The sequence below is a fragment of the Burkholderia sp. BCC1208 genome (assembly GCF_902833095.1).
Lineage (GTDB): Bacteria > Pseudomonadota > Gammaproteobacteria > Burkholderiales > Burkholderiaceae > Burkholderia.
This window is the reverse complement of record NZ_CADFDY010000008.1, coordinates 346,166-359,256: the sequence shown is the minus strand read 5'-3', so window position 1 is coordinate 359,256 and position 13,091 is coordinate 346,166. Positions and strand designations below refer to the sequence as shown.

At 69.4% G+C, this 13,091-nt stretch carries 11 protein-coding genes; 3 read left to right on the top strand and 8 right to left on the bottom strand.

All coding sequences use genetic code 11. From position 1 onward, the window contains the following. Window positions 1-71: 71 nt before the first annotated feature. From HWX09_RS21005 to HWX09_RS20995, 3 genes are all read right to left on the bottom strand, one after another. On the bottom strand, window positions 72-1,556 hold the full coding sequence (locus HWX09_RS21005) for a DegQ family serine endoprotease (protein WP_027785297.1): 1,485 nt from the start codon (window positions 1,554-1,556) through the stop codon (window positions 72-74). A gap of 112 nt (window positions 1,557-1,668) precedes the next feature. Beyond that, entirely contained in the window at window positions 1,669-3,015 is a 1,347-nt protein-coding gene (locus HWX09_RS21000; protein WP_027785298.1) for an ATP-binding protein, read from the bottom strand. Window positions 3,016-3,018: 3 nt separating this feature from the next. Next, a complete protein-coding gene (locus HWX09_RS20995) occupies window positions 3,019-3,681 on the bottom strand; it encodes a response regulator (RefSeq protein ID WP_006481728.1) in 663 nt (220 codons plus the stop codon). 184 nt (window positions 3,682-3,865) lie between these two features. Here HWX09_RS20995 and dacB point away from each other — a divergent pair, with 184 nt between their 5' ends. From dacB to HWX09_RS20980, 3 genes are all read left to right on the top strand, one after another. Continuing rightward, window positions 3,866-5,419: a D-alanyl-D-alanine carboxypeptidase/D-alanyl-D-alanine-endopeptidase gene (gene dacB / locus HWX09_RS20990; protein ID WP_027785299.1), complete on the top strand. Its 1,554-nt coding sequence runs from the start codon at window positions 3,866-3,868 to the stop codon at window positions 5,417-5,419. A 331-nt stretch (window positions 5,420-5,750) separates the two neighbouring features. Further along, window positions 5,751-6,665, top strand: coding sequence for a sterol desaturase family protein (locus HWX09_RS20985; protein ID WP_027785300.1), 915 nt, complete (start codon window positions 5,751-5,753; stop codon window positions 6,663-6,665). Window positions 6,666-6,761: 96 nt separating this feature from the next. Next, the gene (locus HWX09_RS20980) at window positions 6,762-7,901 is read left to right on the top strand and encodes an SGNH/GDSL hydrolase family protein (RefSeq protein ID WP_027785301.1); all 1,140 of its coding nucleotides are present in this window, start codon (window positions 6,762-6,764) and stop codon (window positions 7,899-7,901) included. A gap of 81 nt (window positions 7,902-7,982) precedes the next feature. On the opposite strand, the gene HWX09_RS20975 is transcribed toward HWX09_RS20980, so the two are convergent. The 5 genes from HWX09_RS20975 to fba form a co-directional block, all read right to left on the bottom strand. Then, window positions 7,983-9,011, bottom strand: a complete 1,029-nt coding sequence (locus HWX09_RS20975) for an L-threonylcarbamoyladenylate synthase (RefSeq protein WP_027785302.1) — start codon at window positions 9,009-9,011, stop codon at window positions 7,983-7,985. 11 nt (window positions 9,012-9,022) lie between these two features. Further along, window positions 9,023-10,219 (bottom strand): 5-(carboxyamino)imidazole ribonucleotide synthase, encoded by a 1,197-nt coding sequence (locus tag HWX09_RS20970; protein ID WP_027785303.1) that lies wholly within the window; start codon window positions 10,217-10,219, stop codon window positions 9,023-9,025. Between the two features lie 90 nt (window positions 10,220-10,309). Then, window positions 10,310-10,831 carry a 5-(carboxyamino)imidazole ribonucleotide mutase gene (gene purE / locus HWX09_RS20965; RefSeq protein WP_027785304.1) on the bottom strand — a complete coding sequence of 174 codons (522 nt, stop codon included), beginning with the start codon at window positions 10,829-10,831 and terminating at the stop codon, window positions 10,310-10,312. Window positions 10,832-10,896: 65 nt separating this feature from the next. Then, entirely contained in the window at window positions 10,897-11,787 is an 891-nt protein-coding gene (locus HWX09_RS20960) for a phosphoribosylaminoimidazolesuccinocarboxamide synthase (protein ID WP_027785305.1), read from the bottom strand. A gap of 233 nt (window positions 11,788-12,020) precedes the next feature. Beyond that, a complete protein-coding gene (gene fba / locus HWX09_RS20955; protein WP_027785306.1) occupies window positions 12,021-13,085 on the bottom strand; it encodes a class II fructose-bisphosphate aldolase in 1,065 nt (354 codons plus the stop codon). Between the last annotated feature and the right edge of the window lie 6 nt (window positions 13,086-13,091).

Here is a 13,091-nt window from a genome sequence, read left to right as displayed (position 1 = left end):
GCAGCGTCACGCGCGTCGCACGGCGGCGGCGCCCGCCGCGGCCGGCCAGACCGGCCGTCGGCCGTGGCCGGTCAGCTCAGGTCGACCGGCACGAAGATCTGTGCATTATCGCGCTGGATCAGCAGAGCAAGACTGTTGCCCGCGCCCTTCACCGCGTCGCGCAACTGCTCGGGGCTCGTGACCGGGCGGCCGTTGACCGCGAGGATCACGTCGCCCGGCTGGATACCCGCGTTGGCGGCCGGCCCGCCGGCCTGCTGCACGATCAGCCCGTGCGACAGGTTGCTGGCGCTGCGCTCCTGCGGCGACAGCGGACGCACCGCGACACCCAGGCGGCCCTGTTCGACCGGCCCGCCGTCGTTCGACGCGAGCTTCGCATCGGCCATCGCGCCGAGCGTCACGCTGATCGACTTCTTCGACTTGTCGCGCCAGATCTGCAGGTCGGCCTTCGAACCCGGCTTCAGGTTCGCGATCTGCGCGGGCAGCGACGTCGAATCGGCGACCGGCGAACCGTTGACCGACAGGATCACGTCGCCCGGCTGCAGGCCGGCCTTCGCGGCCGGACCATTGGCGTCGACCGAGCTGACGAGCGCGCCGTCCGGCTTCTGCAGCCCGAACGAGCTCGCGAGCGTCTGGTTCAGCCCCTGCACCGCGACGCCGAGGCGGCCGCGGCTCACGTGGCCCGTCTTCACGAGCTCGTCCTTCACCTTGATCGCCTCGTTGATCGGGATCGCGAACGACAGGCCCTGGAAGCCGCCCGTCTGCGAGTAGATCATCGAGTTGATGCCGATCACCTCGCCCTGCAGGTTGAACAGCGGGCCGCCCGAGTTGCCGGGGTTCACCGGCACGTCGGTCTGGATGAACGGCGTGTAGTTCTCGTCCGGCAGCGCGCGCGACTTCGCGCTGATGATGCCCGACGTGACCGTGTTGTCGAAGCCGTACGGCGAGCCGATCGCGACGACCCACTGGCCGACCTTGCTCTGCGCCGGGTCGCCGATCTTCACGGTCGGCAGGCCGCTCGCGTCGATCTTCAGCACGGCGACGTCGGACTGCTTGTCGGAGCCGACGACCTTCGCCTTGTATTCGCGCTTGTCGGTCAGCTTGACCGTGACGACGTTCGCGCCGTCGATCACGTGTGCATTGGTGAGGATGTATCCGTCGGCACTGACGATGAAGCCCGACCCGAGGCTCGCGCTCGGCTGATCGTCCGGTTGCGCGTCGCCGCCCATGCCCGGCACCTGGCCGTAGAAGTGCTTGAAGAACTGGTAGAACGGGTCGCTCGGATCGATCGGCAGTTGCGGCTGCGGCGCGCGCCGCGACACCTGCTTCACGACGTGCTTCGCGCTGATGTTCACGACCGCCGGGCCGTAGGTCTCGACGAGCCCGGAGAAATCGGGAATGCCGGTCTTGGCCGCGGCTTCTGCCGGCATCAATGCGGCCGCCTGCGCGGGCGTGATGATCTGCGGATCGGCGCGGCGGGTGCCGGCGAAATAGCCGGCCGACAGGGCGGCCGCCACGGCGACCGCGACGGTGCCGCGCGCAAGGAATCGGGTGTTCATCGTAGGACCTCCTCTTTGTTAGGACGCAGCGTAACGACCCTGACTTAAAGGAGGCTTAATCAGCCTTAAGCCGGGCTTAAGCGGCTGCCGGCACCCCGCCGGCGCCGCCTCTTCAGACGGATTCGGAAGGCTGCGGCGCCGGGGCCGGCATCTCCGCATCGCGGAACACGACGCTGACGAGCAGGCCGCCCGCGGCCGCATCGCCGAGCGACACCGTCGCGCCCTGCTGCGCCGCCACGCGCTTGACGATCGCGAGCCCGAGCCCGCTGCCCGACACGTCGGTGCGCGCGCGCGCCGTGCTGTCGCGATAGAAGCGGTCGAACACGCGCTCGCGCTCGTCGGCCGGAATGCCCGGCCCGCTGTCGGCGATCTGCACGCACGCGCGGCCGGCCGCGTCGCGCGTCAGCGACACGTCGATGCGGCCGCCGTCCGGCGTGTACTTCACCGCGTTGTCGAGCAGGTTGCCGAACATCACGCGCAGCGCGCCGACGTCCGCGACGACGCTCGCCGCGCGCGTTTCCTCGAAGCCGAGATCGATGTCGTGCCGCTGCGCGAGCGGCGCATGCGCGGTCACGCATTCGGCGAGCAGCGCCTGCAGGTCGACCGGTTCGCGCATCGTCGCGCCGTCCGGCTCGGCGCGCGCGAGCGCGAGCAGCTGCTCGGTGAGACGCGTCGCGCGCGACACGCCGTCCTGGAGATCCGCGATCGCCTCGCGGCGCGACGCATCGTCCTTCGCGCGAGCGACGAGCTGCGCCTGGATCTGCACGGCCGCGAGCGGCGTGCGCAATTCGTGCGCGGCGTCGGCGACGAACGCCTTCTGCGTGTCGAGCGCCGCCGACAGCCGCGCGAGCAGCCCGTTCAGCGCCCGCACGAGCGGCTGCACCTCGAGCGGCAGGCGCGCGTCGGGCAGCGAATCGAGCGCTTCCGGGCGGCGCGCCTCGACCGCGCGCGTCACGCGGGCGAGCGGCGCGAGCCCGCGCCCGACGATCCCCCACACGGCCGCGCCGAGGAACGGCAGCAGCACGATCAGCGGCCACAGCGTGCGCAGCGCGACGTTCGCCGCCAGCCGGTTGCGCACCGACAGCGGCTGCGCGAGCTGCACGACGTTGTCGCCGACGATCGCGCCGTACACGCGCCATTCGCCGCGATCGGTGCGCTCGGTCGAGAAGCCGAGCTCCGCGCGCGGCGCGATCGGCGCACGCGGATGCGAGAAGTACATCAGCACGCCGTTGCGATTCCAGATCTGGATCACGATGCCTTCGTCGCCGTTGGTGCGCGAGCCGAACACCTGCGAGAACGGCTCCGACGGCAGCGCCGCGGCGATTTCCTGCAACTGGTAGTCGAACAGTTCGTTCGCTTCGGCGAGCGCCTGCCGGTAGATGAGCCAGCCGGCCATGCCCACGCCCGCGACGACGATCGCGAGCAGCCAGATCAGCAATTGATGACGAATCGACCGCACGCGTCAGCTTTCCTTGACGACCATGTAGCCGAGCCCGCGCACGTTGCGGATCAGGTCCGAGCCGAGCTTCTTGCGCAGCGCGTGGATGTAGACCTCGACCGTGTTGCTGCCGATCTCCTCGCCCCAGCCGTACATCTTCTCCTCGAGCTGGCTCTTCGACAGCACCGCGCCCGGCCGCGCGAGCAGCGCCTCGAGCAGCGCGAACTCGCGCGCGGACAGCGCGACGGGCGCGCCGTCGAGCGTCACCTGGTGCGACGCGGGATCGAGCGTCAGCGCGCCGTGGCGGATCAGCGACTCGCTGCGGCCGGCCTGGCGGCGGATCAGCGCGCGCATGCGCGCGCCCAGCTCGTCGAGATCGAACGGCTTGACGAGATAGTCGTCGGCGCCGGCGTCGAGCCCCTTCACGCGATCGGCGACGGCGTCGCGCGCTGTGACGATCAGCACCGGCAGCGCCAGCCCGCGCCCGCGCAGCGTGCGCAGCACGTCGATGCCGTCGCGCTTCGGCAGGCCGAGATCGAGCAGCAGCAGATCGTACGTCTCGCCGCCGAGCGCCGTGAGCGCGGCGTCGCCGTCCTGCACCCAGTCGACCGCAAAGCCGTCCGAGCGCAGCGCCTTGCGCACGCCTTCGGCGATCATTCGATCATCTTCGACAAGCAGAATCCGCATCGGGACAGCCATCCATGGGCGAGTCAAACACGGCGACCATTGTAGCGCCGCGAATCGCGTGCGCGGCACCGTGCAATGCAACAGTAAGGCGGATTGCAAGGGACCTGCCCCGACTTGTCTCTACAATGTGCGCTTCCGCGCCCCGCGCGTCCTGCCCGAGCCCCTGCTTTTCCCGTATTCGCCCATGCCGATTTTCGATCTTTCCGCCCTTTCCGCCCGGTTCGCCCCCCGCGCCCGCGTCTGTCTGCGGGCGGCCGCCGTCGTCGCCACGTGCACGGCCCTCGCGTTCGCGCCGTCCGCGCAGGCCCGCAAGAAATCCCACAAGGAAGCGCGCAAGGAAGCGCGCAAGACCGCCGTCGTGTCGCCCGCCGCGCGCGCGGCCGGCCTGCCGGCATCCGTGCTCGTCGCGCTGCAGCGCGCGAAGGTGCCGGCGTCGGCGATGAGCGTCGTCGTCGAGCGCGTCGGCGATCCGCAACCGCTGATCGCATGGAATGCGAGCCGGCCGATGCTGCCGGCCTCGACGATGAAGCTCGTGACGACCTTCTCGGGCCTGTCGATCCTCGGCCCCGACTACCGCTGGCGCACCACCGCGTACACGGACGGCACGATCGACCCCGACGGCACGCTGCAGGGCAATCTGTACATCAAGGGCACCGGCGATCCGAAGCTCGTGCCCGAAGAGCTGATCGACCTCGTCGACAAACTGCGCAAGGCAGGCGTCAAGCGCGTGGCCGGCGGTCTCGTGCTCGACAAGAGCTATTTCGCGGCGTCGACGCGCGACCTGCCGTCGTTCGACGACGATGCCAGCGCGCCGTACAACGTCGGCCCCGATCCGTTGCTGTATGCGTTCAAGGCCGTGTCGTTCACGGTCACGCCGGGCGATGACGGCAAGGTCGCCGTCGACGTGCTGCCGCCGCTCGCGGACCTGTCGATCGACAACCAGCTCGTCGAAGGCTCGGGCTCGTGCAGCGCGGCCGCCGCGGCCGCGCGCCCGACGCTGACGGCCGGCGGCGGGATCATGACCGCGTCGTTCGCCGGCGACTACCCGCTGCGCTGCGGCGCGCACACGACCAACCTCGCGATCCTCGATCACACGACGTTCTTCGCACGCGGCTTCCTCGCGCTGTGGCAGCAGGACGGCGGCACGATCGCGGGGCCCGTGAGCGAAGGCAAGGTGCCCGTCACCGCGCGGCCGCTCGCCGTGCATCACAGCCCGGTGCTCGGCAGCATCGTCTACGACATCAACAAGTTCAGCAACAACGTGATGGCGCGCAACCTGTTCCTGACGATCGGCGCGGTCAGCGGCAAGCCGCCCGCGACGCCCGAGCAGTCGAGCCGCGCGATCCAGGCGTTCCTGCAGAAGAACGGCATCGCGATGCCCGACCTCGTGCTCGAGAACGGCTCGGGGCTGTCGCGCGAAGAACATGTGAGCGCGCTGTCGCTCGCCGCGCTGCTGCAGGCCGCGAACGCGAGCCCCGTCGCGCAGGCGTTCGTCGATTCGCTGCCGATCGCGGGCATCGACGGCACGATGAAGAACCGCCTCACCAACGCGGGCGTGCTCGGCAACGCGCACATCAAGACCGGCACGCTGCGCGACGTGCGCGCGATCGCCGGTTACGTCGCCGGTGCGGACGGCCAGAGCTACGTCGTCGTCAGCTTCATCAACAACGATCACGCGGAAGGCGCGCGCGCCGCGCACGACACGCTGCTCGAGTGGATCTACGCGGGCGCGCACTGACGATCCGTGCCCCGCGCAGCGGGCCGTCGTGACAGGGCGGCCCGCGCGCGCCCCGCACCGCGCCGCCCGCGAAATCTCGCGCCGCGCGGTTTGAAACGCCCGCGCCACCGTCGCGCGACGCCCCGCGCGTACGCCGCATGCATAAAACGGGGCCGCACCGCCCGGCCCCGTGCAGTACGGATTCCGTAGAAACCCTGTCCTCAGAGGGAACCCTCTACGCTGCCCCCTCGCCTAGCGCGTGGCGATTGCGTAGGCTGTTGGCCTGACCGATATCTACAACGGGCCACACGCCCGGCCCGATGGCTTGCAGGGGAACGAAGGAGACACGCCCATGCGATTCGACGTCGAATTGCTTCTGCTCGCGCTGGCGCCCGTCTTCCTGCTCTGCATCGCGTGGGAGGCCTGGCACCTCGCCCGCACCCGTGCGCAGGACCGCATCTATGCGTGGCGCGACACGCTGTGCAACGCGGCGCTCGCGCTGATGCACCAGGGCGCCGACAAGATCGCATGGCTGTTCGTGATTCCCGTTTATGCGTACTGCTACCGGCACTATCGCGTCTACACGTGGCACGACGGCTGGCTGTCGTTCGCGGTGCTGTTCGTCGCGCAGGACTTCCTCTACTACGTGTTCCATCGCGCGAGCCATCGCGTGCGCTGGCTGTGGGCCGCGCACGTCGTGCACCACTCGTCCGAACGGATGAATTTCTCGACCGCGTTCCGTCAGAGCCTGATGTACCCGATCGCGGGCATGTGGCTGTTCTGGCTGCCGCTCGCGTTCGCCGGCTTTCCGCCGCAACAGGTCGTCGGCATCGTGCTGATCAACCTCGCGTTCCAGTTCTTCGTGCACACCCAGGCGATCGGCAAGCTCGGCTGGCTCGAATACGTGCTGAACACGCCGTCGATCCACCGCGCCCACCATGCGCGCAACCCGCGCTACATCGACCGCAATTACGCAGGCGTCCTGGTGATCTGGGATCGCCTGTTCGGCAGCTATGTCGAGGAAACGCCCGACGATCCGCCGCGGTACGGAATCGTCGAACGGCTCGGCTCGAACAACCCGCTCGTCGCGACCTTCCACGAGTGGGTGGCGATGGCGTCCGACGCGTGGCGCGTCGACGGATGGCGCAACAAGCTGCGCGCGATTTTCGGCCCGCCCGAGTGGGCGAGCGCTTATCATGCGCAGATTGCCGAGGCCGCGAACCAGGATCCGCGCACCGTGCCGCTGGCGGTTGCGCGCGACCGATAAACCGTTTCAGCCAACGGCCGCCGCGCAGCCCGGAACCGAGCAGGCACGCGGCAGATGAGAAACACATCAGGGCCATATCTACGAGGAGATCGAACGATGCAGACACAACAACACGCACCTTCCCGCACGCGTCAGCGCATGCTGCGCACCGCGCAAGTCGCGATCGCCGGCGCCGCGCTCGCGCTGCTCGCCGCATGCGGCGGCGGTGACGACAACAACGGCAGCAGCGCGTCGAACACGCCGCCGTCGGGCGTGAAGATGCAGATCGTGTCGTTCGGCGACAGCCTGTCCGACGTCGGCACCTACTCGCAGATCAAGCTCGGCTTCGGCGGCGGCCGCTTCACGACCAACCCGGGCCAGGTATGGACGCAGGACGTCGCGCAGTACTACGGCGACACGCTGCAGCCCGCGAACCAGGGCGGCTTCGGCATCCCGCTGCAGGCGACGGGCGGCCTCGGCTACGCGCAGGGCGGCTCGCGCGTGACGCTGCAGCCGGGCATCGGCCATGCGGACGCCAGCGTGCCGAACCCCGACTACGCACAGGCGACGACGACGCCGATCGCCGACCAGGTCAAGCAGTACCTGACGCAGCACGGCAGCTTCAACGCCGGCCAGATCGTGCTGATCAACGGCGGCGCGAACGACATCTTCTACCAGGCCCAGGTCGCGCAGGCGCAAGGCAATACGCCGGCCGCGCAACTCGCGGCGGCGCAGGCGATCGGCCTGGCCGCGCAGCAGCTCGGCGGGATCGTCCAGCAGATCGTCGCGGCGGGCGCGACGCACGTGTTCGTCGCGAACGTGCCGGACATCGGCGGCACGCCGCTCGCGCTGCAGGGCGGCACGCAGGCCGCGTTCACGCAACTGTCGGGCCTGTTCAACCAGACGCTCGTCGGCACGCTCGCCGCGCTGAAGGTCGACCCGACGAAGGTCGCGATGGTCGATTCGTTCACGTGGCAGGACGGCATCGCGGCCAACTACAAGGCGAACGGCTTCAGCGTGTCGAATACCGACACCGCCTGCAACCTGAAGGCGATGGTCCAGGCCGCCACGCAGTACGGCGTCGCGAACGCGACCGCGTTCGGCTCGTCGCTGTTCTGCTCGCCGCAGACCTACACGGTCGCGAACGCGGACCAGACCTACATGTTCGCCGACATGGTCCACCCGGCGACGCGCCTGCACGCGCTGTTCGCGCAATACGTCGAACAGCAGATCGCGAAATCCGGCGTCGGCAAGTAAGCCGCCGGCCACGCGCCCAAACGAAAACGCCCGACCGGTTCGCCGGTCGGGCGTTTTTCATTCGGCAGGCGCCCGAGCGCGTCAGTCGCGCGCTTCGAAGGCAGCCGCCGCGCGGCCGAGGCGATCGTTGACCGCGATCCATTCGACGGTCTCGGGCAGCTTCTCGACGAGGATGCGCGCGACCTGCGCGCGGTCGAGCGCCCGCAGCATGCCGTACAGGTCGCGTGCATAGGCCTGCGGATCTTCGGGCGCCGCGATGAAATGCACGCCGTCGGCCCGCGCCCAGTGTCCTGCCCGCGACGCGCGTGCGACGAGCGCGACGCGCTCGCCGTCGGTTTGCGCGGCCGCGAGCAGCGGCTCGAGCGCGTCGAACGGCAGCAGCGCGAGCGGCGTGCGCGGCGCGTAATGCGCTTTCAGCGTGCCCGACGCGCGCGGCGCGGTCGCGTCGCTGCCGTCCGGCAGCTTCGGCGCGCGGCCGAGCACGTCGGCGATCTGTCGAGGCGTCACGTGGCCCGGGCGCAGCAGCGCCGGGAAGCCGCGCGACAGGTCGAGGATCGTCGACTCGATGCCGACTTCGGATGCGCCGCCGTCGAGTACGTGCACGGTATCGCCGAATTCGTCGCGCACGTGTTGCGCGGTCGTCGGACTCACGTGGCCGAACCGGTTCGCGGACGGCGCCGCCACGCCGCCGTGGCCGCCGCGCCGTGCGCTGAACGCGGCCAGCAGCGCCTGTGCGACCGGATGCGACGGACAGCGCAGCCCGACCGAATCCTGCCCGCCGCTCACGGCATCCGGAATGCGCGCATGGCGCTTCAGGATCAGCGTCAGCGGGCCCGGCCAGAACGCATCGATCAGCGCGTGCGCGTCGGGCGGCAAGTCGTCGGCCCAGTAGCCCGGATCGCCGCCGGGCGGCAGATGCACGATCACCGGATGGTTCGCCGGCCGCCCTTTCGCCGCATAGATGCGCGCGACGGCCTCGGGATTGGCCGCGTCGCCGCCGAGCCCGTAGACGGTTTCGGTCGGAAATGCAACGAGCTGGCCCGCGTCGAGCAACGCGGCGGCCGCGTCGATCTGCGCGGGCGTCACGTGCGTCGGGAGATCGATGGACATCGGCCCGCGCCTCAGTCGAGCGGCACGCGCAGCAGTTGCGCGCACGCGTTGGCGGCGGCTACGGCTTCGTCGCGCGTCTCGGCCGTGAAGTTCACGTGACCCATCTTGCGGCCGACGCGCGCCTCTTCCTTGCCGTACAGGTGCAGGTGCGCGGCCGGCATCGCGGCGACCGTGTCCCACGGCGGCGTGACGGCATCGGCTGCCGCACCGTCGGGGAACCACACGTCGCCGAGGATGTTCAGCATCGCGGCCGGCGAATGCTGGCGCGGGTTGCCGAGCGGCATGCGCGTCATCGCGCGCACCTGCTGCTCGAACTGGCTCGTTGCGCACGCATCGACCGTGTAGTGGCCGGAGTTGTGCGGGCGCGGCGCCATTTCGTTCGCGACGAACGAGCCGTCCTCCAGCACGAAGAATTCGACGCACAGCACGCCGACGTAGCCGAGCGTATCGGCGATCCGCACGGCCGCCTGCTGCGCCTCGTCGACGCGCGCGGCACCGGCCGCCGGCGCCGGCACGATCGTCAGCGCGAGGATGCCGTTGTGATGCACGTTCTGCGCGAGCGGGAAGGCGGCCGAGCGGCCGTCCGCGCCGCGCGCGATCAGCGCCGACACCTCGTATTTCAGCGGCAGGCGCTTCTCCAGCACGCACGGCACGCCGCCGAGCGCGGCATGCGCGTCGCGCGCTTCCCGCGCGGTGGCGACGCGCACCTGGCCCTTGCCGTCGTAGCCGAGGCGGGCCGTCTTCAGGATGCCCGGCAGCACCGCGTCGAGCGCGGCATCGTCGAGCGCGGCGAGCGCCGCCGCCGATTCGATCACGACGTGCGGCGCGACCGGCACGCCCGACGCCTCGATGAAACGCTTCTCCGCGATCCGGTCCTGAGCGACCGCGACGCAGCGGCCGGCCGGTGCGACGAACGTCGTGCGCGCGAGGAAATCGAGGCTCGCGGCCGGCACGTTCTCGAATTCCGTCGATACGGCCTCGCACAGGTCCGCCAGTTCGGCGAGTGCGGCTTCGTCGTCGTACGCCGCGCGCAGATGGCGATCGGCGACCGCGCCGGCGGGGCTCGCCGGATCGGGATCGAGCACGGCGACGCGATAGCCCATCGACTGGGCGGCAAAGCAGAACATGCGGCCGAGCTGGCCACCGCCGACCATGCCCAGCCACGCGCCGGGCAGGATCGGGGAAACGGAATCAGGAGTTGCGGTCATGTCAGTGGTCGGTCGCGGCGGAACGCGGAAATGCCCGCCGCAGTGGGAAAATCCGGCGCCGGCCGCCTCGTGCGGCCGCGCGCCACGCCGTCATTCCAGCGGCGGCAGCACCATCGCGTGCGCGGCTTCGTTCTGGCGCACGCGGAACGCCGCGAGCCGGTTCGCGTAGTCGACCGAATTGCCGGACAGGATCGACACCGCGAACAGCGCGGCATTCGCGGCGCCGGCCTCGCCGATCGCGAACGTCGCGACGGGCACGCCCTTCGGCATCTGCACGATCGAGTGCAGCGAATCGACACCCTTCAGATACTTGCTCGCGACCGGCACGCCGAGCACGGGTACCGTGGTCTTCGCGGCCAGCATGCCGGGCAGGTGCGCGGCGCCGCCGGCGCCCGCGATGATCGCGCGCAGCCCGCGCTCGCGCGCCTTCTCCGCATAGTCGAACATCTCGTCGGGCATCCGGTGCGCGGACACGACCTTCGCTTCGTACGGCACGCCGAATTCCTGCAGGACGGCGACCGCATGCTTCATCACGTCCCAGTCGGAACTCGAACCCATCAGCACGCCGACGAGCGGCGCGCTGTGCGTGTGGGCAGTTTGCTTTTCATTCATTTCGTGTGTTCCTGTCGATCGGAGTCAGTGCTTCGGCACTTACTCCGGTCCCATGCAAAGCTCCGTCAGGCGAGCGACTGGCCCGTGATGCGCTCGAGCGCTTCCTGGTACTTCGCGGCCGTCTTCTCGACGACGTCGGCCGGCAGCGCCGGCGCCGGCGCCGTCTTGCCCCACGGCTGCGCCTCGAGCCAGTCGCGCACGAACTGCTTGTCGAACGACGGCGGGTTCGTGCCGACTTCGTACTGGTCGGCCGGCCAGAAGCGCGACGAATCGGCGGTCAGCACTTCGTCCATCAGGTACAGCTTGCCGTGGTTGTCGAGGCCGAATTCGAACTTCGTGTCGGCGATGATGATGCCGCGCGTCGCCGCGTAGTCGGCCGCTTCCTTGTACAGGCGGATCGAGATGTCGCGGATCGTCGCGGCCAGCTCGGTGCCGATGCGGCGCTCGGTTTCCTCGAACGTGATGTTCTCGTCGTGCTCGCCCATCTCGGCCTTCGCGGCCGGCGTGAAGATCGGCTCGGGCAGCTTCTGCGCGTTCTGCAGGCCTTCCGGCAGCTGCACGCCGCAGACGGCGCCCGACGCCTGGTATTCCTTCCAGCCGCTGCCGGCCAGGTAGCCGCGCACGACCGCTTCGATCATGATCGGCTCGAGGCGCTTGACGACCACGCCGCGGCCCTTTACCTGCTCGACCTCGTCGGCCGCGACGACCGCTTCCGGCGCGTCGCCCGTCAGGTGATTCGGCACGATGTGCGCGAGCTTGTCGAACCAGAAGTTCGCCATCTGGTTCAGCACGCGGCCCTTGTTCGGAATCGGCTCGCCCATCACCACGTCGAAGGCCGACAGGCGATCGGTCGTGACGATCAGGAGCTTGTCGTTGCCGACCGCGTAGTTATCGCGAACCTTGCCGCGACCGAGGAGCGGCAGCGAGCGGAGCGTGGATTCGTAAAGGGTAGACATCGTCTTTTCGCAGATAAGGAGCCAAACAAAAAGGGAAACGCCGTTCCCCGCGGCAGGCGGGAACGGCGGTCTTGCAATACGTCGGCGAACCGGCGGGCGCAGCGCCCGGACGGCTGCCGGCCGGCCCTCGTTCGGCCGGACGGAACGGCTGCCGGGGCCGGATCGGATCCGGCCAGCCCGGCGGCCAGCCCATGCCCGGCGGCAAAACCGGGCGGGGCAATCGTACTACAGTCTCAGCGCACGACCTGTGCGAGCGCGCCCGACTTGTACTGCTCGGCGATCTTGTCGAGCGACACCGGCTTGATCTTGCCGGCCTGGCCTTCGCAGCCGAACGCGAGGTAACGGTCGACGCACACCTTCTTCGCGGCTTCGCGCGCGGGCTTCAGGTAGTCGCGCGGATCGAACTTGCCCGGATTCTCGAACAGGTAGCGGCGGATCGCGCCGGTGATCGCGAGACGCAGGTCGGTGTCGATGTTGATCTTGCGCACGCCGTGCTTGATGCCTTCCTGGATTTCCTCGACCGGCACGCCGTAGGTTTCCTTCATGTCGCCGCCGAATTCGCGGATCTCGGCCAGCAGTTCCTGCGGCACCGACGACGAACCGTGCATCACGAGGTGCGTGTTCGGGATGCGCGCGTGGATTTCCTTGATGCGCTGGATCGACAGGATGTCGCCCGTCGGCTTCTTCGAGAACTTGTACGCGCCGTGCGACGTGCCGATCGCGATCGCGAGCGCATCGCACTGCGTGAGCTTCACGAAGTCGGCGGCCTGCTCCGGATCGGTCAGCAGCTGCTCGCGGGTCATCGTGCCTTCCGCGCCGTGGCCGTCTTCCTTGTCGCCCTTCATCGTCTCGAGCGAGCCCAGCACGCCGAGTTCGGCCTCGACCGTCACGCCGATCGAGTGCGCCATCTCGACGACCTTGCGCGACACGTCGACGTTGTACTCGTACGACGCGACCGTCTTGCCGTCGGCTTCGAGCGAACCGTCCATCATCACGCTCGTGAAGCCGCTGCGGATCGCGGCCGTGCAGACGGCCGGCGACTGGCCGTGATCCTGGTGCATCACGACCGGGATGTGCGGATACGATTCGACCGCGGCTTCGATCAGGTGGCGCAGGAACGGCTCGCCCGCATACTTACGCGCGCCGGCCGATGCCTGCATGATCACGGGCGCGCCGACCTGATCCGCCGCCGCCATGATCGCCTGGATCTGCTCCAGGTTGTTCACGTTGAAGGCCGGCAGGCCGTAACCGTGCTCTGCCGCGTGGTCCAGCAATTGACGCATTGATACGAGAGGCATTGTGGA